Here is a 22,858-nt window from a genome sequence, read left to right as displayed (position 1 = left end):
GAGTTTTAAAAACCTGCCTTGCGAAACGAACTGAGCATTCGATCACGGTATGCCTGATCTTTCACGACACTTGCTTCTACAAGTTTTTCGGCAGTGGCATCCGGCCTCACGCTACGAACCTTTGCGGCCATGGCATGCATCCTGTCGGTCAGGTTAAGTTCGGCAGCACAGGCTAAGATTAGTCGCGGTGCCCATGTAGAGCCGGGCGCTTCAATGTAACCTTGTTCAAGCAGAGATAAGGCATCTTCATATTCGCCCAATCCGTATCGGGCAGCGCCAATACCAAAGTAATAGCTAAACCGCATTGGATCATGCGGGCTCAATCGCAATGCTCTTTCGTAGTTGGCCACTGCTTCGTTCATGTTGCCCGCAAATGTTTCCACAGCTCCCAACATCGCCCAAGCCCATGCCAGGCTAGGATCCAGCGCGAGGGCCGACTCGAGATGATGGCGCGCGGCTACATGCTGCCTTGCGGCCACTTCCGCAGTGGCTACGAAAGTCAGGACAAAGGTGTCACGCGGCGCCAGGTTGAGCGCGATTTTACCGTGTTCCATCGCCTCTGCGAGTGCTGTCGGGCCATCCGGTGCCCAATCTGACATCGCCTGCTGCCCAAGACACCACGCCAGCATGGCATGAGACAAAGCATGCTCCGGATCTGACACCAATGCGCGCCGCAAGTGGATCACCGCCTGCCGGTTGTCGGCCGAATCCATACGCATGCAAAGAGGCGTTGCGCGCAAGAGTTCATGATATGCATCCGTCAAATCGGCTTCTGCCAAGGCACGCTGCACTTCGACCATCATGATGTTGGGTACGAGACGGCCCAAAATGGCGGCAACAACCCGGTCTTGCGCCTCGAATGGGTCGTCAAGCTGCCCTTCAAAACGATCTGCCCAAACTTCGGCTTGCCGTCCGGCATGCAAGAGAGATGCGTTTAGGCGAAACGCATTTCCTGCAAACCGCAGCTTGAGGCCAAGCACGTATCGAACGCCCAATTCAAGTGCAGCCTGCTTAGCGTCATTCTGACCGGAATAGCGCGCAACGTATATTGTGCCCACCCGACCAATGGCTGCGCTTATGTCGTCCTCCAGCCCCTCTCCGAATGCCCTTTGATCATCTGTTGGGTGCACCATAGAGGTCGCCATGATGGCAATGGAGGGTTGCGCCATTACTTCAAGAGACCCGATATTGTCGCGCGTTTCCTCAACCGCGCCTACAAACTGAAACCCATGCCCATGCACAGTGCGTATCAAAGCCTGCCTTGTGCCGTCGTCTCCGATTGCAGCCCTAACCGCTTTGACCCGGCTGCTCAGAGCAGCGTCCGAGACGATCCGGCCTTTCCAGATAACTGAAAAGATCTCTTCTTTCGAAACGACCCGGTCGCGATTTTCAATAAGATGCCGGAGCAGAGCAAACACTTGCGGCTCAGTTGCAATGGGAACATCTTCCCGCGCCAACTGCAGGCGATTTGCGTCCAGAACGTATTGATCAAAAGAATATTTCACAGGGTAATTCTGCGCGAATTCAGTTTTTTCGTAAAGCGTGAACGCAATTTGAGGCACTCAAGCGCTGCGTTTTCAATGTCCATGCAATTACTTCGACAGTGATCCAGCCGTGGCAAAAGACCTTAACTAGAGTTACGGGTCGATCGGCCCAAAGCTGCCATCTGTTGTCCGTCCTGGATGCTGCGGTGCTGCCGGCCAGACGAGACATTCGCTGCGTCGGCGAACTTCGCTTAGTTGCGAACTGACAGATCAGCGGGACCAAACGGACACTGAGTGAATTGTGGCGAAGGTCAGCTTTAAAAACTCGCGCTGAACGGAGAGTTGAGCATAGAGGCGTGGGTTTCATGCGAGGCTTGGTGAAATCTCGCTCTCTCTACGTACCACAAATTCATCTAAAGCTTCTATACGGCCAACATCAAGAGCAGGCTGTTGGTATTCATTGAGCAACTGCTCTGCCTTCTCGCGTGTTCGCATTGGCATGTCTTTGCTCCCTTTTGCCTGCCATAGCTCAAAGGCCTCGTAGTCAAGGATTTCGGGAGAGAAGAATGCATCCTGAAAATGCTTCAGCGTAAACGCATCACTCAGGTAATGTCCGCCGGGGCCGATACGGCGTATGGCCTTCATAGCCTCATCCAGTCGATCAAAATTTACCCCCGCAGCGTACTTCGCCATTAGCAGGTTTTGTTCTCCGTCTGCGACGAGTTTATTGATGCAGTGCACCATGCCGGCCTCGTCCCAACCGCCTGCATGCAGTAGAAAATTAGCGTTCGACGTCAGGGCGGCCATATAAGAGGTGGCTGATTCATACCCCGACTGTGCGTCAAAGGATTTTGACGAAGCCTGCGACGCGGTGGTCCGCCACGGGATGTTGTATCGCCGCGCTAACTGGCCGACCAAGGCATTCATCTGGCTGACTTCTGGCATGCCAGACATTGGCGCACCGTTTTTCATCGATACAGACACAGAATATTGACCATAGATGGTTTTGGTGCCGGGTTTAACCAACTGCGCATAGGCTATGCCAGCGATGGCCTCGGCATTCAGTTGTGCGACTGTGGCCACCACATCGGCGGGTGTATTGGCAGCGCCCAACACAAAAGGCGAGCACAGTACGACCTGATTTGCCTCAGCGTAGACGCGAAGGCCTTCCAGCATCGTCGAATCCCAAACCAGTGGTGAATTGCCGGAAATCTGCCCCATCAGCACTGCATTTTCACGCAAGAATTCATCTCCGTAGACGATGCGCGCCATTTCGATGGAATCCTCGGCCCGTTCCTGCCCGGTGGTCAGACCAAAAGTTGCCAGGTCAGTATCCACCAAATTGCTGCGATTGATATGCAAATGCCGCCAAGGCACAGCAATATCCGTGGGTTCGCAGGCAAAACCAGTGGCCATGTGAAATCCAGGGCTCATCTGAATGATACGGTTCAGGCGACTTAGGTCATCAATGGTGGAAAACCGCCGCGTGCCGTCCAAATCGCGGATGTTGGGCGCGCCCTGCATTGGGCAAAAACTGACCGTATCGACTCCAATTTCAAAGCGCGTGTTATCACCCCGGCCTGTCATCTTGAACCGTTCGGGCACATTGGCGATCAGGCTTTCGACAAGATCACCGTCCAGATGCACCCGCTCGCCGCGCACATCAGCACCAGCGTCTTTCCATTGGCGCAGGGCGACGTCATCTCGAAAATCAATGCCCACCTCTTTCAATATCCACAGCGAGGCTTGGTGAATGTGTTCCAACTCGTCTGCGCTGACAAATTCGGTGGGTTTCAGACCATATCGGATTGTGCTCAGGCGTGGTGTAACCTGGCTTTCCCGATGGTTTTTGCGGACCGCACGGCCGCGCCGGGCTGGGCGCTTGTCAGTCATACAATGCTTGACGCAACTGTAGTATCAGGGCGAATTCCAAACTATGCATAGCTCAATTCAACAATGGTGCGAGGGTTGCGATCATTTCGGCCTCGGCTTCTGCAGAGAGCGGGCGTAGTGGGCGACGTACATTGCCCAGGCCAAAACCGCGATGTTTGGAGGCCGCCAAAACGCATTGCATATAATCATGGGTCCAGATGTGCAGAAGCGATGGCAGCATTTTCTGCCACAACGTCAATGCGCCCGTATAGTCTCCCTCAGCCACCAGGCGGTACAACGTCACCGCCTCATGCGGCATGTAATTTGCACCACCCCAGATGCAGCCATGTGATCCGACCATCAGAGCAAAAACCGTTGTGGTGTCACATCCGTTCAGCACTCTGCAACCGTCCTGCAAATACTGCTGATGCACGGTCATGTCGCCGCCGCTGTCCTTGATGTAGTTGAAGTTCTTCAATGTGCTCAGACGACTGAACAATGCCGGTGAAACCGACAGTCCAGTAGCTTGCGGAATGTTGTATCCGACGATGTCGACCTCTACCTCGGAATCTATTTCACGATAAAATTCGAATAATCCTTCATCATCTACCGGCCCTTCCAAATAGGGAGGCAGGATCATCAGCGCATCGGCGCCGCTTGCTTCGGCATGGCGAGAGCGGCGAGCCACCTCGTCCATATTCAACGCAGACGTTTGGCAGATCGCATTGCACCTCCCATTGATGTGGGCAATGCCTACCTCATAAAACTGGTTGCACTCTGCTTCGGTCAGATAGGGGTGTTGCCCCGTACCCGATCCCAAAACCAGCCCATGAACGCCGGCGTCGATATAGGCATCGATCAAGTGTTTACAGGTGTCAAAATCGATAGCGCCATCCGCGCCAAAGGGCGTTTGCATGGCCAGGTTGATACCAGCAAGATCTGCCATTTGTTTACTCCTGTCAGGTTTCTTTGCCGGCTTTGATCAACCGGTATTTCGTTGTCATCCGCACCCCGATTTCGGTAATCCAGTCGGGCAAGCCACGATTGGGCTTTGGCCGGTTGTTCAGAATGTCGATACTGCGTGATGTGCGTCCTAGCGCCAGTTCAGCCAGCGCCTTGCCAAATCCCGCGCCACGCGCCACGCCTGTGCCGTTGCAAAAGGCTGCTCCAAAGACCCGATCCGCCAATTGGCCAAACACCATGCCGCCATTGTGGGCCATGGTCAGCAAACCGCCCCAGCTGTGTTCATATCCGATGTGGGACAGGTTGGGATATCGACGGTCAAAGGCAATCTGATGATGTTTACGTGCGTAATCCACATCAGACTGATGCGACTGAAACCCGCGCGCATAGGAATAAACATTGCGTAGAAACAACCGGTTGTCATTGGTAAGCCGCATCGTCGTACCAAAACTCTCTGCTGGGATCACACCGAACGGGCCACGCGCGCCAACTTGCGCCAACTCATCTCTGGTCAACTCTCGTGTCATAGAGCCGTAGGTATAAACTGGAATCGCAGTGTTTTTGAAGAAACCACATTTGGTCAGATAGGCGGCATTGCACAGCAGAACTTGCCGCGCCCTGATGACACCGCCCGGTGTTTCGCAAGAATGAAATTTCGGCGCATAGTCGATGTTTGTGACAGGTGTTTTTTCATACACGTCCACATAATCAACTAGTGCATGCATCAGGCCCACCAGATACTTTGCCGGTTGTATCAAAATGGTTCCCGGCGTGTGAATGGCGGCATGATAATGCCGTGACCCAGTGAGAGATTGAATCTCGTTTTTGCCAATCCAGCTGTGTTTTTTACCAATCCGGGCCAGCGCCTCGGACATTTCAGCCAGACAGCGATCACCACGTGAAGTGGCCGCAGCATGATACTTGCCCGAAGGATCCCAGTCACAATCCACGCCCAGCTCGTTGACTGCCGATTGCATATACGCGATGCCTTCGGAATTCACATGGAATTCCTCTTCGTTACCTTTGTGGTCTTCGGCAAAATGCTTGTTGCGCGGGTTGTGGGCCAGGTCGATGGCAAACCCGGCACAGCGGCCTGCAGCGCCGTTACCAATCCGCCCAGCATCTACAAGGGCGATATGGGCGTCTGGAGCAAGCTCTCCCAGTCGTCGTGCAGCATGCAAACCCATCCAGCCACCGCCGACCACGAGATAGTCACAGGTTATGTCTTGAGAAAGCGAACGTGCTGCTGGCCGCGGCCCAAGTGCGGCATACCAACCTGATTGCGTAGGTTCCATATGTATTGGCATAATGCTCATACAGAAAAAGTAGAGCAGAAATCCTAACCCCAGTAGATACGACTTTCTAATCCTGATATTAGATCAGCTTATGTCTGATCTTCGCAAACTCCTTCCCTCTCCAAATGCCCTGATAGTGTTTGAGGCCGCTGCACGGCTGAGCAGCTTCAATCTTGCCGCCAAGGAGCTGGGAATTACCCAGCCCAGTATCAGCCAGACAATCAAGGCGATGGAGGATCGGCTGGGCGTTCAATTGTTTGAACGCGGCAATCGTGGTGTCCAATTGACGTCTGCCGGGGCCGAACTGATGAGTGATGTTGAGCCAGCCTTAAAAAAAATCGAAGCCCGGCTAAATTCGCTTTCGCGACGCAACAGTCACACATTGACTATCGCAGCCTCCACTTCGGTTTCATCACAATGGCTATTGCCGCTGACTGCATCCTTTCAACGAAAGCATCCCGAAATGAATGTGCGATTGATGACAACCGACCGGAATATTGAACCCGGAGACGAAGTCGATTTGACTATTCAAAGAGGTCCGCTGAATTGGGATCGTGCCAATTGCTGGCATTTGGCAGACGAAGTCCTATTCGTGATCTGCAGCCACGCTTATCTCGAAAGGAAGGGCCCGATTAGCGAAATCCCGGACTTGGCTCATCATGACATCATCCACAATGCCGAGCCCTATCGCAATCGCATGAACTGGCAGCAATGGCTCGAAGCGCAGGGCATCCACGATCTGAGGCTGCCGCAAACGCTCGTACTTGATGACTACCAACTTGTCATTCAGGCCTGTCTAGCAGGAGAAGGCGCCGCCTTAGGTTGGTCCCTCACCACGGGGCCACTTGTTAACCAGGGGATATTAGTTCAGCCCTTGGACAATAAGGTACACACAAAGCACGCCTTCTACATTGTGGGGCCTAGATCAACGCAGATTTCTTCGCTTAAAAGAAAGTACATCGACTGGATCAAAGCCGGTGTCATCAAGGCCGTAAGACAGGACCATGTCCCCTGACCAGACATTCGTTGCTAATGCAACATCGGTTGAAATGGGCTCGGAGCAGACATCTGATCATTTCACTTTGACAATTGAACGGCACTTGGACGGCCAATGTCGGCAATCCTCGAACTGAAGCGGTACAAACGATCGGCAAAACGTTGTTGCGCCGCCTGGCAAAGAGTCTCGGCTTCATTCCCAAACGTATCATCAAAGACAAGCTGGTGTCGTATTGGGCGGCCAAGCGAGAGATTGCCCCGGGCCTGAGACATTGGTCCCACAACGGTTTCAACAACCGCGCGGAAAACAGCCATTTGCCATTCCGAAAGCAAGAAGGAGCGATGCAGGGGTATTGGTCTCCTGGCGGGCTACAGCGGTTCGCGGCGACTCATTCGGCCATCCGCGATTGCTTCAACGTCCCCGCTCGCCGCTGCCCTGCATTAACAATGACCTGCTCCCCTGAAAAGCCCTCGATTAGAGGTTAAGGTAACAGATCGATGCCTTCGTCGATCACTACAACCATCGACGCTATCACGAGAGACTGCAAAACCTCACCCCAGCCGATGTCTAGTTCTGACGCGGCCAGACCATCCTCCAACAAAGAGAAAGGATCAAAGAAAAGACCATCAAAACCCGGCGCTTGCTTCACCGCAAATCCGCCGCGTAATCAAACCAACCAGATGCGCCAGACCCTCTCTTAGCTCAGGCTGCAATCTGTCCCAAAATTCCTGACGACGGACAAACTCTTGGTCTAAAAACACCAAGCGAGTTCTTCCGCGAAAAGACACTAAAGGAAATGGGCCAAGTCCCCTACCCTAATCATCAATAGAAGTCGCTGTACAGGTATCGACTACGGTATATTCAGGACGACAGAATTGGCACCCCATCGCCCAAATTTTACTATGATCTCAGTCTGCAGCAAGTTCAGTGATTTCACGGCGGAAGGGCAATGCGTCACCTATATCCTTGCCATCAAGTTCGCGCGCATAGCGGTGGCCGGCATAGGTTGCCCAGGCGATCGGACCCGGCGCGTTTGCATCACCAATCAGTTTGACCGACCTTATACCTGCATCCGCCCATTCTGCTTCGCGGGCCTTCAGGTCATTGAATACGCCGTTGTTTTCAAGGCGGGATGAAACCATCACAACCGCATCCGCCTCGATCTTCCAGGTCCGGTCGGTATAGACGCAGTTCGACATCACGTGATCGGAATAGATTTCGGTGACACCCTGGTTGAGCACGATCTCGACACCAGCATCGACCAGCCGCGGATGGATGGCGATCTGCTCTAACGTGTTGTTGGTCCAGTCACTGACATAGGCCGATGGTGTGACTAACGTCACCTGCGCGCCTTTCCTGGCCAGAAGTTCGGCCAGAACACCGCCCATGTAATAGTGGTCATCGTCATACACCACCACGCGACCCGACGGGATGGTGCCATCCATCAGATCGTCCGGTGTATAGACCTTGGCACCTTCGGCAATCGGCATCGGTACAACGTGCTGGCGCGAGACCCCGTCGTTGCGCCAGGTAGATCCCGTAGCGATGCAGACGTTTTCAAAGCCGAACTCCAGAATGCTCTCGGCATCCAACTCGCTTTCGCGATAAATTTCCACATTCGGACGCTGGCTGAGTTGATAGTCGCGGTAATCCACCACGCGACCCCACGCGGACAAGCCCGGCAAAAGGCGTTCGCGGGCCACGCGGCCGCCGATCACGCCACGCGCTTCGGCCACGGCGACGTCGTAACCACGACGGCACAGCGCCCAAGCGGCCTCAAGCCCGGCGGGACCGGAACCCACGATCAGCACGTTCGAGCTGTCGCCCTTTTCATTCATCTTCTCGGGATGCCAGCCTTTGCGCCATTCTTCCATGAAGGTCGGGTTCTGGGTGCAGCGGCTGATCGACATTGTCATGTCACCGGTGATGCAGATGTTGCAGCCGATACATTCGCGGATATCCTCGATCCGGCCTTCTTCGATCTTCTTCGGCAGGAACGGGTCGGCAATCGAAGGTCGGGCGCAGCCTATGAAATCCAGAGTACCTGATTTGACCATTTTGGCCATGACATCGGGCGATGTGAACCGCCCGACACCTACGATAGGCTTGTCGGTCAATTCATGAATGCCACGCACCAGCTGTTCCTGTGCAGCCTCTTCTTTGAAGCGCGAGGGGCCGGAACAATCCTCCCAGGCGCCATGCGCCAAATCCCAGAGGTCGGGCAGATCCCTGTTCATCTCGATGTAGTCACGCACTTCGGCATTCGAGAAGCCCAGTTCGCCGATGGTTTCGTCCAACGATACCCGAAGCGTGATCGCAATCGTGTCACCCACGGCATCGCGCATATCGGCGATGACTTGCTGGCTGAACCGGGCGCGGTTTTCCAGTGATCCACCATATTCGTCGCTGCGCTGGTTGGTGGCGCGGCTCAGGAAGTGCTGGAAGATGCCAAACCCATGTGCGCCATACAGGCAGATCAGGTCAAAGCCTGCTTCCTTTGAGCGTTTCGCGGCGTTCACGAACCAACGGCGCAGGTCCTTGATGTCCTGCTTGTCCAAGGCGCGCGCCTGCACCGGATCATTGGTAAAGGTACGGATCGGCATGGCCGAAGGGGCCAGCGGCACCTCTTTGGTGTACAGGTTCGGCCCGTTGATGCCGGAATAGGCCAGTTGAATGCCAGCCAGCGCTCCATGTGTCTTCATCCGCTCGGACATCTTGCGCAGTTGCGGGATGTCTTTGTCCTCCCACAGACGCAGTTCGATAAACGGGGTGATCTCTGAGGTATGGTGCATCTCGCACTGTTCAGTGAAGATGACACCCCAGCCGCCTTCGGCCTTGATGCCTCGCATCGCCGCCGCAGCCGAAGGGTCGCGATAGCCGCCGCCGTTGCAATGAGGCACCTGATAGAACCGGTTCTTGGCGGTCAGAGGCCCGATCTTCGTCGGTTCGAACAGAATGTCATAGCGTGGGTCGCGCATGGCTGGCTCCTTATGGCTGGCGAGTATTTGGCAAGGCGGGGATATGACCCCGCGTTATAGGGTTACAGACCGGCGGCGACTTCGGTGATGGTGTCGCGCAGGATGGCTTCGATCCGGTCAATCATGGGCTCGTCCATGATCAGCGTCGGAGACAGGATCAGGACGTTGCCGAGCGGGCGAGCAATCAGGCCGCGTTTCTGGCAGGCCCGGGCGACTTTGAGCCCGACCTGCGCATCATCCGGATAGCTTTCCCTTGTTTCGCGGTCTTTGACGAATTCGATGCCCATCATGAAATGGCTGCCGCGCACTTCGCCGACCAGCTCGATATCGCTCAGACCGCGCAAATTGTATTCGAACTGCTTTCCAGTTGTCCGTACGCGTTCGGGGATGCCCTCACGCTCCATGATCGCAATATTGGTCAGACCTGCCGCCGCTGCTGCAGGGTGGCCGGAATAGGTCATGCCATGCAGGAACATTCCGTCCGGCCCCGAGATCACCTCGTGAATATCGTCCGAAACGATGGTAGCCGATAGCGGCTGATAGCCCGAGGTCAGGCCTTTCGCAGTAGTGATGATGTCGGGTACCATGTCAAATACGTCTTCAGACGCAAAGAAATGTCCGAGGCGTCCAAAGGCGGTGACAACCTCATCTGCGACATATTTGATTTCGTTGGCCTTGCAGACCTCTAACGCGCGCCTGTGATAGCCTGCGGGCGCGGTCACAACCCCGCCTGCGCCCTGAATTGGCTCGGCAATGAAGGCACAGATGTTTTCTGCGCCGATCCGCTCAATGCTTTTAGTCAGATCGTCGATCAGGGCGTCGAGGAACTCGGCCTCGGTCATTTCGCCGCCTTCGCGCCAGTAATGGGGCGTGCGCAGGTGATGCACCAGTTCATTGGCCGCGTGCCAGCCTTCGGAATAACCCGGCGTGGTCATCGCCATCGCCAGATGGGTCGAACCGTGATAGGCCCCGTGCCGCGACAGGACCATTTTCTTCTCCGGTTTGCCCTTACGGATATTGTAATGGTGCAGCATCCGAATGGCGCTGTCATTGGCGACCGAACCGGAATTGCCGAAATACACGGCATTCAGATGACCCGGCGCAAGCTGCGCGATCTTCTCGGCCAACGTCGCCGCCGCCGGATGAGTAAAGTTGTAGAAGGTCGAATAGTAATCCAGCGTTTTCAGCTGATCCGAGATTGCGGCGATCATCTCTTCATTGCCGTGGCCGATGTTGACGCACCACAGGCCTCCGATTCCGTCGATAAGCTCGGCCCCGTCGCTATCGTAAACATATGCGCCCTTTGCGCGCGAAATCACGGTGCGCGCACCTTGCTGTTTCAGTGCGTTCAGATCGGCAAAGGACTGAATCAGGTGCTCGTCCTGCGCCAGAATGTCGAGTGTATCTTTGGCCATGATCAATTCCTTCGTATTCCCGATGCAATGAAGCTGATCCGGCAAGGCCCGGTCGGAACCGTGATCGTGCTGGCTATTGCATACCACCCATTTTAGAGAATAAGGTTACTTTGGCCGATTTAAGGGGTATATACCCCCAGAGGGGTATTAGCAGATGTCGTCTGTTTCAGCACCAAATGCCCTGTCAGCCGCAATTATGGCAATTGGATCAGAACGTTTCGGTGGCGCGCTTCACACTTGGCTGGATGCGACATGTTCATTCGACAATTTCGCAATCATCGCCTTTTTTCAGCGCAGCAGCCCCCAGGTTCTGATGACACATGCCCGAGACATCCGCGTCTTCGAGCGGATCGACAGCCACTATGTCAAAGGCGCTTATCTGCTGGATCCGTTTTATGGCCTGTATCAAAGCCGCGCGGCGGACGGTCTTTATAGATTGGCGGATATCGCACCGGATCAGTTTCAGCGTAATGAGTATTTCAAATCCTACTACACAAACACAACACTGACGGATGAGCTTGCCTTTTTCGCCAGCCTCACCCCTGTCACTTCGATCACTGTCTGTATCGGCAGGGACGCGACCACCGCATCGCGCTTTTCACTAAAGGATTTCAACGCGGCCAGAAACGTCGCCCCGGTCGTCAGCGCGCTGGTAAGGATGAACTGGCCTGATCTAAAGCCTTCACATGAGGAACAGCCGGAAGATGTTGTCGAGCAACTACGTCAGCGCCTGTCCGCCGAGCAAGATATCAGCCTCAGCCCGAGACAGGCGCAGGTAGCATTGTTGATCCTGCAGGGCCATTCGTCGATTTCTATTGGCCTGACATTGGGTATCAGCCCCCAGACCGTCAAGGTTCTGCGCAAGCAGCTTTATCGGAAGTGCCAAATCTCTTCCCAGGGCGAACTGTATTACTTGATCGCGCCATATCTTTCGGAAAGCGGGCAACCGGCGGGGAAACAAGCATAACGCCCGGTGGGTTAGCCAAAGCCTAATTAAGAATAAGTTAGACAGTAATTTCGCCTGTTCCCGACTTGTGAAACCTTGTCACGGAAACGTGGAAAACGTGCTGGAGTGACTAGGAAAGTGGCGAACCAAAGCGGCCTTTACCCGGCATTGGCTGATGTATCGGTTGCGATCTGATGTTGTGTTTTGAAAGTACAAGGCAGTCGGCCCATCACGGCCATGCGACTCTCAGTCCAGCGCAATGAGCCCGAAAATACTGACCTCTTCGGGTCAATTAGAGATACAGTGATAGGGAACCGACACATGTCCATTGAGAAAACGGATACGCTGGTTGTTGGCGGCGGACAGGCAGGTATCGCGCTAAGCGAGCATCTTGGCAACAATAACGTGCCGCACATCATTCTGGAAAAGAATCGGACGGCAGAAGCGTGGCGCACTGGTCGTTGGGATGCGTTGGTCGCCAATGGCCCGGCATGGCATGACCGTTTTCCCGGCCTTCTGTTCAACGGGGATGACCCGGATGCGTTCGTGTCCAAGGATCGTGTCGCCGAATATCTGGTCGAGTACGCAGAAATGGTCAAAGCACCCATCCGCGAAGGTGTCGAAGCGCTGAAGGCCGAGCGTTTGCCCGGCGCAGGGGGTTTCCGTGTTGAAACCTCCGCCGGTGAAATCCATGCCAGGCGTATAGTTGCCGCAACTGGTGCCTTTCAGTATCCGGTCATTCCGCCAATCGTGCCGGAAACGGCTGGCATCGAACAAATTCACTCTTTCTATTACAGAAACCCCGACCAACTGGCCGATGGTGCCGTGATGGTTGTCGGAGCCGGGTCGTCCGGGGCGCAGATTGCGGATGAGCTGAACCGCGCAGGTCGCAAGGTCTTCTTGTCGGTTGGTCCGCATGACCGGCCCCCGCGCCGCTACCGTGGGCGTGACTTTGTCTGGTGGCTTGGTGTGTTGGGTCTGTGGGACGTGGCCGCGATGAAGCCGGGCACCGAACATGTAACCATCTCTGTAAGCGGCGCATATGGCGGGCGCACGATGGATTTCCGTCGCTTGGGCAACGAAGGCGTCACTCTGGTCGGCATGACCGCAAGCTTTGAAAACGGTGTGCTGAGCTTCGCAGATGATTTGCAGCGCAACGTGGCCGCAGGCGATGCCAACTATAACGAAATGCTGGATCTGGCAGACGCCTACGTGGAACGCACGGGTATTGAATTACCGGAAGAGCTGGAGGCCCGCGAAGCCTTTGCCGATCCGGGTTGCCTGACCAACCCTCTTGCATCGGTAGATTTCGCACAGGAAGGCATCACCACGATTATCTGGGCAACGGGTTTCCGGCAGGATTTCAGTTGGATCAAGGCAAACGCGTTTGACGACAGGGGCGCACCGATCCACCAGCGCGGCGTTTCGGTTGAACCGGACGTGTATTTCCTGGGTCTTCCCTGGCAGTCCCGCCGCGGCTCGACCTTTCTTTGGGGCGTTTGGCACGACGCAAAATACATCGCCGATCAGATTGCGATTCAGCGTGCCTATGCCGAATACGATGGCGAAGCGGCAATTGTCGCGCCGACCGCAGCAGAATAACTAAGTCAGGATACCGAGATGGCGCATACACGCATTCGCAAATTCAATACCAAAGAGACTTATCCAGAGCAGAGCCTCGACAACGACCTGTGTCAGGCCGTTGTTACGCAGGGTGGGAAAACGGTTTATCTGCGTGGCCAATGTCCGCAGAACCTGAATGACGCGGTCAATATCGACAGCCACGATCCGGTCGAACAGACGCACAAGGTGATGCAGAACATCAAGCAGTTGATCGAAGAAGCCGGTGGCTCGATGGAGCATCTGGTGAAGGTGGTTGTCTACATCACCGATGTCCGCCATCGCGAGGCCGTTTATCGGACCATGGGCGAATATATCAAAGGGGTTCACCCCGTTTCGACCGGGTTGGTGGTACAGGCGCTTGCCCGACCCGAATGGCTGGTCGAGATCGACGGCACCGCTGTCATTCCCGACTGATCTTGCCGATCAATTGAGGATACCGGGCTGCGCAGACACGCTCTCACCCCGCGCAGCCCGATCTTTGTCGTTAAGGAGGTCTGTATGACTTTTTCATTGGTCGCCCGCTGCGCCGATACTGGAATGTTCGGTCTGGCGATTTCTTCATCTTCACCTGCAGTTGCCGCGCGCTGTTCCTTTGCCCGTGCCGGCGTTGGCGCTGTTGCTTCGCAGAATGTCACAGATCCCAGCCTTGGCCCTTTGACATTGGACTATATGGAGCAGGGTAAGACCGCGCCTCAGGCGATTGACGCCATGAAAGCCCAGGCAATGTTCATCGAGTACCGTCAGGTTCTGGCTGTGGACGCCGAAGGACGCACAGCGATCCATTCCGGCCCCAACAGTCTTGGCATCTGGACACAGGCACAGGCCGAAAATGTCGCCTCGGGCGGGAATCTTCTGGACAACGACGGTGTTCCGCAAGCCATCGTTGACGGTTTCCTGTCATCCTCTGGCCATATCGGAGACCGCCTGATTGCCGCGATGCGAGCCGGTTTGGCCGCCGGTGGCGAAGCAGGTCCCGTGCATTCGGCAGGCATGAAGATCGTCGACAAGGTCAGCTGGCCCGTGGCCGATCTGCGCTGCGACTGGACCGAGGATTGCCCGATCGAGGCCATCGCGACCGCCTGGGACGTCTACAAACCGCAACTTGACGCCTATACCCAGCGCGCACTCGATCCACGCGAAGCGCCATCCTACAGCGTCCCCGGCGACGAATAATCAGGGAGATACACAATGTTGGACAATACCCACGAGAATTGGAAAAGCCGCGCCGCCGGTCTGTCATTCCCGGGTCAGGCCTTTATCGACGGTAAATTCACCGATGCCGCATCGGGCAAGACCTTTGACAGTATCAACCCCGCTACAGGCGAAATTCTGACCCCGGTCGCCGAATGCGACGAAGAAGACGTCAACCGCGCCGTAGCCGCAGGCCGTGCCGCCTTCGAGGATGGCCGCTGGTCGCGTATGGCACCGGGCGACCGCAAGGCGGTGATGCTGAAACTGGCTGATCTGATCCGCGAAAACCTGACAGAGATGGCGCTGCTGGACAGCCTTGATATGGGCAAATTGGTAACGGATGCGGTCACCGTCGATGCGCCGGGCTCTGCGCATTTCTTCCAATGGTATGCAGAATCCATCGACAAGGTGTTTGATGAGGTGGCCCCGACCGGCCCCGGCGATCTTGCACTGGTCAAACGTGTACCTTTGGGTGTTGTCGGTGCGGTAACGCCGTGGAACTTCCCGCTGGATATGGCGACATGGAAAGCCGCCGCTGCGCTGGCCGCCGGAAACTCGGTTGTGCTAAAACCGGCAGAACAATCGCCGTTGTCGGCGCTTCGGCTCGCAGAACTGGCGGCTGAATCCGGTGTTCCAGACGGCGTTTTCAACGTCGTTCCAGGCTTTGGTGTTACCGCAGGTAAAGCGCTTGGCCTGCACATGGATGTGGACTGCCTGGCTTTCACTGGTTCGACTGCAATCGGTAAGATGTTTATGCAGTATTCGGGTCAGTCGAACCTGAAACAGGTCTGGCCGGAAACAGGCGGCAAAAGCCCCAATCTGGTTTTCGCCGATTGCGAGGATCTGGATGCTGCCGCCGACATGGCGGCTTTCGGCATCTTCTTCAATCAGGGCGAGGTATGTTCGGCCAATTCGCGGCTTTATGTGGAACGGTCGATCAAGGACGCGTTCGTTGAAAAGCTGATTGCCCGCGCGCAGGCGATGCAACCCGGCGATCCGCTGGATCCGGCATCCAAAATGGGCGCTATTGTCGATGAAAAGCAGACGCAAGGCATCATGCGCTTTGTCGAGGACGGCAAAAAGACGGCCAATCTGGTGACCGGCGGCGACCGCGTCACCGTGGAAGGAAAAGGATGCTTTGTTCAGCCGACCATCTTTGATGACGTGTCTCATGACAACCCGCTGGCGCGGGATGAGATTTTCGGCCCTGTCCTGTCGGTCATTCCCTTCGACACCGAAGATCAGGCTGTCACCATGGCCAACGACTCGATCTACGGGTTGGCCGCGTCGGTCTGGACCGACAACCTGTCCCGCGCATGCCGGGTGTCCGACAAACTGATGGCGGGGACCGTCTCGGTCAACACGGTGGACGCCCTGTCCGCCATGACCCCGTTTGGTGGCATGAAACAGTCAGGCTTTGGGCGCGATTTGTCATTGCACTCGCTTGAAAAGTATACTGCTTTGAAGACCACGTGGATCAAGTACAAGGTTTGATCCGCGGCCAAGCGGAGATGTGCCATTGCCTTTCAGATACACGCTGCGGCAGCTTGAGTATTTTGTTGCGGTCGGAAAGGCGGGCAGCATCGCCGCTGCCAGCGACAAACTGAACGTGTCGTCGCCGTCGATTTCGGCGGCGATTACCCAGCTTGAGGTCGAATTCGGCGTTACTCTGTTCGTGCGCGAACACGCGCGCGGCCTGTCGTTGACCAAGGCCGGGCACAAGTTCATGGAACGCACCGAGTTTGTTCTGCGTGAAGCCGAATTGCTGGCCACACTTGCCGGGGAAATCACCGGCAAGGTTCAGGGCATTCTTTCCGTTGGATGTCTGGTAACATTCGCTCAGATCGTCTTGCCAGGGTTACGGCGCGATTTCGAACATTGCTACGCGGATGTTCGCATCGAACAGCGTGAACTGAATCAGGCCGAAATCTTCAGCCAGTTGCGCCGGGCCGAACTGGACATCGCGCTGACATACGATCTGGACATTCCCGCCGATCTTGAATTCCAGCCGCTTCACCAACTCCCGCCTTATGCGGTTCTGGGGGAAGATCACCCATTGGCGAACCGCGCCGAGCTGACGATTCCAGACTTGCAGGACAGCCCCATGGTTCTGCTGGATTTACCCTTTAGCGGAGAATATTTTTTATCGTTTTTCCGCAAGGTAAATATCAAGCCAAATATTGCCGAACGGACCGCAGACATGTCGGTGATGCGCTCGTTAGTTGCCAATGGTTTCGGGTTTTCCATTGCGAATATTCGCCCTCTGAACACTTTGTCGCCGGACGGGAAGAAACTGATCTTTGTGCCTTTGGCCGGAGAGGTGCGCCCAATGCGCCTTGGCCTGCTGCGGGCACGGGCCGAAAATGAAACAAACACGTTAAAAGCGTTTGTCGAACATTGTGCGCGGGCTGTGAAATCGGGAACGCTTCCGGGTTTGTGCGCCTCGGACGAAGAGTGATCGCAGGTTCTTAGAAATCTCCTAACCTCTGCTTCGTCATTCCCAGATTTAAGTATTCCGCCTGTCGTATAGGCTTGGCTAAAACCCCCCGCGCAGCGGAGATCAAACCGGTCGACAATCCGAAAAACAGGTACAACTCGCATGACGTCTACACTGGATATTCTCGACAAGCTGATTGGGTTCGATACTGCCAGCAAGAACTCGAACCTCGAGCTTGCCGCTTATGTCGAAGAGTTTCTGGAGGCGCGCGGGTTTGAGGTCCATCGCATTACCGATCCCGGCGGCGACAAAACCGGGCTTTACGCAGAAAAAGGACCCGAAGGCGATGGGGTTTTGCTGTCGGCGCATACAGATGTTGTCCCTGTCGAAGGCCAAAGCTGGACAAGGGACCCATTTCGTCTGACGCGCGAGGGTAATCGTGTTTACGGCCGCGGCACCACGGATATGAAAGGGTACGTCGCTTCCGTCATGGCTCTTGCAGATCGGACGACCGGAGTTGAACTGCGAGAGCCCCTCAAGGTGGCGCTGTCTTATGACGAAGAGGTGGGTTGCGTCGGCATTCAGCACATGCTGGATCGGCTCGCCCCGATGCTTGGCCAGCCCCGCGCCTGTTTCGTTGGTGAACCAACCGAGATGCAGGTTGCGGTTGGGCATAAAGGCAAAGCCGCGCTGCGTGCCGTCTGCCACGGACAAAGCGGGCATTCCGCGTTGGCCCCGAAGTTCGTCAATGCATTGCATCTTGCGACTGATTTTGTGGGCGAGCTGCGCGCCCTGCAGGACGCCTTTGCCAAAAATGGGAATAGCGATCCGGCCTATTCGGTGCCTTATACAACGTTCCACGTAGGGATGATGTCAGGCGGCAAGGCGCTGAATATCGTGCCGGACCGCGCTGAACTGACCTTTGAGTATCGTCATCTTGCCTCGGATCTTGGAAAAGACATCCTGTCGCAGATTCAAGACGCGGCAGTCAGAGTTGGCGCCCGGTATCAGGACCTTTGCCCCGAGGCCCGCATCGAGGTCGAACAATACAACGCCTATCCCGGACTGAATGTCGTTGAGGCAGAAGGTGTCGTTGCCTATGCCCAGAAACTGGCGCAAAGCAACGCCACGACCAAGGTTGCCTTTGGCACCGAGGCCGGGTTCTTCAGCGAATTGGGCATCCCCACCGTCGTCTGCGGCCCTGGATCGATGGAACGCCAGGGGCACAAGCCGGATGAATATCTTGAGATCGACCAACTGACCGCCTGCGACGCGATGATGGATCGCATTCTGGAAGACATCAGCCGATAAGCGGTTTGGCTTCACCGACAGCAAAAACCCCCGGAAAACCGGGGGCTTTCGAGTTAGGCGTTTGATCTGAGTTATTTCTTCAGATTGGTCCAGATCTGGTCATAGACCGCCTGAGTTTCCTCATCACAAACCTCGATAAAGACGCCGGGGCCTGCATTGGCATGGGGGTTTTTTTCGGGCTGTTCCGCCAGCGCCGGATCAAGGAAGTCGCTCACGCCGTTCACGCCCGCATTGTACTGCGCGAAGTTGGTCACCGCCGCGATGTTTTCAGGCTCCAGCAGGAAGTCCATGAAGATCAGCGCATTTTCGCGGTTGGGCGCATCTTTCAGCAGAACGACGTTGTCCATCCAGGCTATGTAGCCTTGTGTCGGATAGGCATATTCCACGTTGGCACCTTCTTCGCGCGCCTTGGCGGCGAAACCGTCATAGATCTGGCCGACAGCCGCGTCGCCCGAAACCAGAACCTCTTTCGCGGTGTCAGAGTTGAACGAGGCCCAGTGCTGTTTGGCTTCTTGCAGCATGGCATTCAGCGCTTTCAGCTGTTCGCGGTCGGTCGAACATTGCGGGATACCCATATGCAGCGCGGCCATGGCCATCACTTCACCCTGGCTGTCCAGCATGTTGATGCGTCCCTGCAGCGCGGCTGGCGGGTTGAACAGGATATCAGTAGTTTGAATGTCGCCTTCATACGCATCGCGGCTGACCGCGAAGCTGGTCGAGCCCCACTGATACGGGATCGAGGATTGGCGACCTGGATCAAAGTTGGGGTCGGCCCACTCTTCAGCGATGTTGCCTTTATTCTTCAACTCGCCATCGGCGATTGTGTCCAGCATGCCTTCGCCCGCCATGATCGAAACCATGTAGTCACCGGGCACTGACACGTCATAGGTGCCGATACCGCCGGCCTTGAGCGAGGCCAGCATCGACTCGTTCGAGTCGTAGGTATCCATCGTGACGGTGATGCCGGTCTCTTCGGTGAACTTGTCCAGCAGCTCCTGCGGGATGTATTCGAACCAATGGTACAGAACCAGCTCGCCTTCGGCTGCGGCAGCGTTTGCGCCAATGGCCAGCGCAAAGGTTGCGACACCGCTTTTTATCATATGTTTCATGTGTCTCTCCATCTGTTGGTTATTTTGTGTTGTCAGTCTTACTGACGAAGTAGCTGATCGTGACCATGACGATGGACACGCTCAGCAACATGGTTGAAATCGCCATGATGTTCGGTTTGATCCCCTGCTTGACCGAACCAAATATCGCGGTGGGCAGTGTCTCGACGCCCGCACCTTTCACGAAGTTGGTGATGATGAAGTCATCAAGGCTGACGATGAAAGCCAGCAGAAAACCCGAGATGATGCCGGGCATCATCAACGGCAGTAGGATCTTGGTGAACGCCTGCCGTTTGGTGGCGTACAGGTCCAGGGCGGCCTGTTCATAGCTGTCTTCGATCCCCTGCATCCGGGCCGAGATTGGCAGATAGGCAAAGGGAATGCAGAACGCGATATGGGCCAGCAGGATCGTCAGAAGCCCGCGTTCGAACCCGATCGAATTGAAGAAGATCAGGGTCGCGACGGCCAGAACAATCTCGGGCACCATCAGCGGCAGGCTGATCAGCCCGAATGACAAGGTGCGGAAGCGGAATTTTCCCCCACGCACCATCCCCGTTGCGGCCAGTGTAGCGATGGCAGTCGCCGTAGTCGCGGCAATGATCGCGATGATAAAGCTGTTCTTGGCCGCTGTCTTGAACTTACCGCTTTCAGGGCCAATGAAGACATCCGCATACCAGCGCAGCGACACACCTTCCCAGTTGGTCAGCGATTGCGAAGCGTTAAAACTGTAGATCGTGACCACGACCAGCGGGGCGTAAAGGATGACCAGACACAGCAGGGTGATCCCCTTGAAGCCTGTGTATGACTTGATGTCGAATTGCTTGCTTGCCATTGGTCAGCCCCCCGCCTTGTCGGCTTTGGCCTGTTGCCGGGCCGAGAACATCAGGATGATCAAAACCATTGTCAGCAAGATCATCGACGCCGCCGCGCCGAACGGCCAGTTGCCGGCATTGCCTTTGAACTGTTCTTCGATCAGCGAACCGATCATGAAGTTCTTGGCGCCACCCAGCAGATCGGGCGCAAGGAACGAGCCCATCGAAGGGACAAAAACCAGAATACAGCCCGCAAACACGCCCGGCTTCACCGCGGGTAGCAGCACCCGCCGCAGGGTCGTCCATTTCGACGCGTAAAGATCAGCTGCCGCTTCGGACAGGGCGAAGTTATAACGCTCGACCGCCGCATAGATCGGCAACACCATGAAGGGCAGGTAAGAATAGAACAGGCCCAGCTGCACCGCGAAATTTGTGTTGACGATATGCAGGGGGCTATCGATCAGGCCAATATTTATCAGAAAATCGTTCAGCGGTCCCTGATCGCGCAGAAGGAATTTCATCGACACGGTCCGGATCAGCAGGTTCACCCAATAAGGAATGGTAATCAGAAATACCCAAACCGGGCGCATACTCTCGGACCGAGTTGCGATGAAATAAGCCGTCGGAAACCCGATCACGAGGCTGAGCAACGTCGCCGCACCAGCCTGCCAAATCGAGCGCCAGAAGATCGTGACATAAGTCCACTCGATCTTGGGTGCCTCATCCCCGAACAAACCGCGATCAAAGAAGAATTGGTCGTATGCGGACAGAGAGAACTCCCAGATCACGCCGCCACGGAACTCCTTCGTCAAGAATGAGTAGATCAGCATCATGAACACCGGCGCCAGCGCCAAAATGGTCAGTGTCACCCAGGCGGGTAACAACAGCCAGGTGCGCGCCTCTTTATAAGTATCGGTCGTTGCGCTGCCGCCGCTTGCCGCACCCGCCGCCATCAGTCGACCAGGAGGCGTGCAGCCCCCAGCTCCATGTTGACGAACATCTCGACACCCGGCTCAAAGATACGCTTGTTGCCACGATCCGAGTTCGAGGTGCGGACGACAAAGTCAGGCCCTTCGTCCAATTGCACGATTGTGGTGATGTCAGTGCCGACAAAGATGTTTTCCTTGATCCGCCCATGCAGACCCTCGGTTTCAACCGGCGTTTCTGACATATAAAGGCGCTCTGGCCGGATCGACATATGAACAGTGGAACCGATGCCGACACCTTCTACAGCGTTGCATGTCAGTTCGTGACCACCGCCAAGATGGCAGGTTGCGCGACCATTTTCGATGCCGTCGACAGACACTTCCAACAGGTTTGTCTCCCCGATAAAATCCGCCACGAACATATTGTGCGGACGCTCATAGATATCCGTTGGTGCGCCCAGCTGCTGCAACTCGCCTGCCGACATGACCGCGATCCGGTCGGACATGGTCAGGGCCTCTTCCTGATCGTGGGTGACGAAGATAAAAGTGATCCCGGTTTCGCGCTGCAGGTGCTTCAGCTCCAATTGCATCGCCTTGCGCAGCTTCAGATCCAGCGCCGACAGCGGCTCGTCCAGCAATAGAACCTTGGGCTGCGGTGCCAGTGCACGGGCCAGTGCAACACGCTGCTGCTGGCCGCCAGACAGCTGGCTGGGCTTGCGTGCCGAGAACTGAGAAAGCTGCACCAGCTCCAGCATCTCACCCGCTTTGGTCCGCGCCTCGGATTTCGACTTGCCCCGCATTTCCAACCCGAACGCCACATTGTCCAGAATGGTCATATGCGGAAACAGCGCATAGTTCTGGAAAACCGTGTTCACAGGGCGCTTGTTCGGCGGCAGGTTCTCGATCTCATCGCCGTAAAGGTAGATCGCACCTTCGGTTACCGCTTCGAATCCGGCGATCATTCTGAGCAGAGTGGTCTTGCCGCATCCAGACGGGCCCAGAAGGGTAAAGAACTCATTGTCCATGATCGACAGCGAGATCTTCTTGAGCGCTGTAAAATCGCCGTAGCGTTTTACGGCATCCCGCACGTCAATCGCGATATTTACTTTGTCAGACAATTGCGCCTCCCTGAGCACCGCGGAATTCCATTCAGGTATATACGGGCTGCGTGATCCTCCTAAGAACTGACTTCCTCACCAAACATTAGGATTTGCCTAATCATTTTTCTATTGGTTATAGATCAACGTGTTACCGTGTCTCTGCAGTCGTTTTCGGCAAAAAAAGAAAAGACCCGGACATATATGAGAATTACAGCCCATTTTGTCCTGTGGTGATGCCCATCGTGACGCCCTTGGCCAACTTGTCGGCGATGCCCTTCGTCCTTGTTTTCTTCTCTGTACATAAGCTTCGATGGCTCAGAAACCCTCCGTTAGCCCAAACGACGTCTGGCACATCGATGAGGTTGTCGTGAGAATCTCAGGTCCCAAGTGTTGGCTTTGGCC

Annotated in this window: 19 protein-coding genes and 1 pseudogene; 10 read left to right on the top strand and 10 right to left on the bottom strand. The window is 55.6% G+C overall.

Annotated elements, in window-relative coordinates; translation table 11 throughout:
• Window positions 1–5: 5 nt before the first annotated feature.
• The 4 genes from Q0816_RS22570 to Q0816_RS22555 form a co-directional block, all read right to left on the bottom strand.
• Window positions 6–1,505 carry a winged helix-turn-helix domain-containing protein gene (locus Q0816_RS22570; protein ID WP_298854874.1) on the bottom strand — a complete coding sequence of 500 codons (1,500 nt, stop codon included), beginning with the start codon at window positions 1,503–1,505 and terminating at the stop codon, window positions 6–8.
• A 342-nt stretch (window positions 1,506–1,847) separates the two neighbouring features.
• Complete coding sequence (locus Q0816_RS22565) at window positions 1,848–3,377, bottom strand: trimethylamine methyltransferase family protein (RefSeq protein ID WP_298854872.1); 1,530 nt, start codon at window positions 3,375–3,377, stop codon at window positions 1,848–1,850.
• 52 nt (window positions 3,378–3,429) lie between these two features.
• Complete coding sequence (locus tag Q0816_RS22560; RefSeq protein ID WP_298854870.1) at window positions 3,430–4,302, bottom strand: dihydrodipicolinate synthase family protein; 873 nt, start codon at window positions 4,300–4,302, stop codon at window positions 3,430–3,432.
• A 13-nt stretch (window positions 4,303–4,315) separates the two neighbouring features.
• Entirely contained in the window at window positions 4,316–5,614 is a 1,299-nt protein-coding gene (locus Q0816_RS22555; protein ID WP_298854868.1) for an FAD-binding oxidoreductase, read from the bottom strand.
• A gap of 91 nt (window positions 5,615–5,705) precedes the next feature.
• Between Q0816_RS22555 and Q0816_RS22550 the strand changes: the two genes are divergently transcribed.
• The 3 genes and pseudogenes from Q0816_RS22550 to Q0816_RS22540 all read left to right on the top strand — a co-directional run.
• On the top strand, window positions 5,706–6,629 hold the full coding sequence (locus Q0816_RS22550; protein WP_298854866.1) for a LysR substrate-binding domain-containing protein: 924 nt from the start codon (window positions 5,706–5,708) through the stop codon (window positions 6,627–6,629).
• Between the two features lie 74 nt (window positions 6,630–6,703).
• Complete coding sequence (locus tag Q0816_RS22545; RefSeq protein WP_367180565.1) at window positions 6,704–7,096, top strand: DDE-type integrase/transposase/recombinase; 393 nt, start codon at window positions 6,704–6,706, stop codon at window positions 7,094–7,096.
• A gap of 5 nt (window positions 7,097–7,101) precedes the next feature.
• A pseudogene (locus Q0816_RS22540) lies at window positions 7,102–7,278 on the top strand (IS3 family transposase); the annotation flags it as partial.
• A gap of 241 nt (window positions 7,279–7,519) precedes the next feature.
• Here the strand turns inward: Q0816_RS22540 and Q0816_RS22535 are convergent.
• Together Q0816_RS22535 and Q0816_RS22530 are read right to left on the bottom strand one after the other, a co-directional pair.
• On the bottom strand, window positions 7,520–9,589 hold the full coding sequence (locus Q0816_RS22535) for an NAD(P)-binding protein (protein ID WP_298854864.1): 2,070 nt from the start codon (window positions 9,587–9,589) through the stop codon (window positions 7,520–7,522).
• A gap of 62 nt (window positions 9,590–9,651) precedes the next feature.
• Window positions 9,652–11,004, bottom strand: coding sequence for an aminotransferase class III-fold pyridoxal phosphate-dependent enzyme (locus tag Q0816_RS22530; protein WP_298854863.1), 1,353 nt, complete (start codon window positions 11,002–11,004; stop codon window positions 9,652–9,654).
• Window positions 11,005–11,158: 154 nt separating this feature from the next.
• On the opposite strand from Q0816_RS22530, the gene Q0816_RS22525 reads away from it, so the two are divergent.
• The 7 genes from Q0816_RS22525 (at window position 11,159) to argE (ending at window position 18,512) form a co-directional block, all read left to right on the top strand.
• A complete protein-coding gene (locus tag Q0816_RS22525) occupies window positions 11,159–11,971 on the top strand; it encodes a LuxR C-terminal-related transcriptional regulator (protein WP_298854861.1) in 813 nt (270 codons plus the stop codon).
• Between the two features lie 300 nt (window positions 11,972–12,271).
• Complete coding sequence (locus tag Q0816_RS22520) at window positions 12,272–13,552, top strand: NAD(P)/FAD-dependent oxidoreductase (RefSeq protein WP_298854859.1); 1,281 nt, start codon at window positions 12,272–12,274, stop codon at window positions 13,550–13,552.
• An 18-nt stretch (window positions 13,553–13,570) separates the two neighbouring features.
• Window positions 13,571–13,987, top strand: coding sequence for a RidA family protein (locus tag Q0816_RS22515; protein ID WP_298854857.1), 417 nt, complete (start codon window positions 13,571–13,573; stop codon window positions 13,985–13,987).
• Window positions 13,988–14,071: 84 nt separating this feature from the next.
• Complete coding sequence (locus tag Q0816_RS22510) at window positions 14,072–14,746, top strand: DUF1028 domain-containing protein (RefSeq protein ID WP_298854855.1); 675 nt, start codon at window positions 14,072–14,074, stop codon at window positions 14,744–14,746.
• Window positions 14,747–14,761: 15 nt separating this feature from the next.
• Entirely contained in the window at window positions 14,762–16,258 is a 1,497-nt protein-coding gene (locus tag Q0816_RS22505) for an aldehyde dehydrogenase (RefSeq protein WP_298854853.1), read from the top strand.
• A 25-nt stretch (window positions 16,259–16,283) separates the two neighbouring features.
• Complete coding sequence (locus Q0816_RS22500; RefSeq protein ID WP_298854851.1) at window positions 16,284–17,222, top strand: LysR substrate-binding domain-containing protein; 939 nt, start codon at window positions 16,284–16,286, stop codon at window positions 17,220–17,222.
• A 141-nt stretch (window positions 17,223–17,363) separates the two neighbouring features.
• Complete coding sequence (gene argE / locus Q0816_RS22495) at window positions 17,364–18,512, top strand: acetylornithine deacetylase (protein ID WP_298854849.1); 1,149 nt, start codon at window positions 17,364–17,366, stop codon at window positions 18,510–18,512.
• A gap of 71 nt (window positions 18,513–18,583) precedes the next feature.
• On the opposite strand, the gene Q0816_RS22490 is transcribed toward argE, so the two are convergent.
• The 4 genes from Q0816_RS22490 to Q0816_RS22475 are packed head-to-tail and all read right to left on the bottom strand — an operon-like array spanning window position 18,584 to window position 22,474.
• Window positions 18,584–19,621, bottom strand: a complete 1,038-nt coding sequence (locus tag Q0816_RS22490; RefSeq protein WP_298854847.1) for an extracellular solute-binding protein — start codon at window positions 19,619–19,621, stop codon at window positions 18,584–18,586.
• Window positions 19,622–19,640: 19 nt separating this feature from the next.
• Window positions 19,641–20,450 (bottom strand): ABC transporter permease, encoded by an 810-nt coding sequence (locus Q0816_RS22485; RefSeq protein WP_298854845.1) that lies wholly within the window; start codon window positions 20,448–20,450, stop codon window positions 19,641–19,643.
• Window positions 20,451–20,453: 3 nt separating this feature from the next.
• Entirely contained in the window at window positions 20,454–21,383 is a 930-nt protein-coding gene (locus Q0816_RS22480) for an ABC transporter permease (RefSeq protein ID WP_298854843.1), read from the bottom strand.
• A complete protein-coding gene (locus tag Q0816_RS22475; protein WP_298854841.1) occupies window positions 21,383–22,474 on the bottom strand; it encodes an ABC transporter ATP-binding protein in 1,092 nt (363 codons plus the stop codon). Before Q0816_RS22475 ends, Q0816_RS22480 begins: the two co-directional genes overlap by 1 nt.
• Window positions 22,475–22,858: the final 384 nt, after the last annotated feature.

The organism is uncultured Ruegeria sp. (assembly GCF_947497005.1).
Lineage (GTDB): Bacteria > Pseudomonadota > Alphaproteobacteria > Rhodobacterales > Rhodobacteraceae > Ruegeria.
This window is presented reverse-complemented; position numbering and strand designations above follow the sequence as displayed.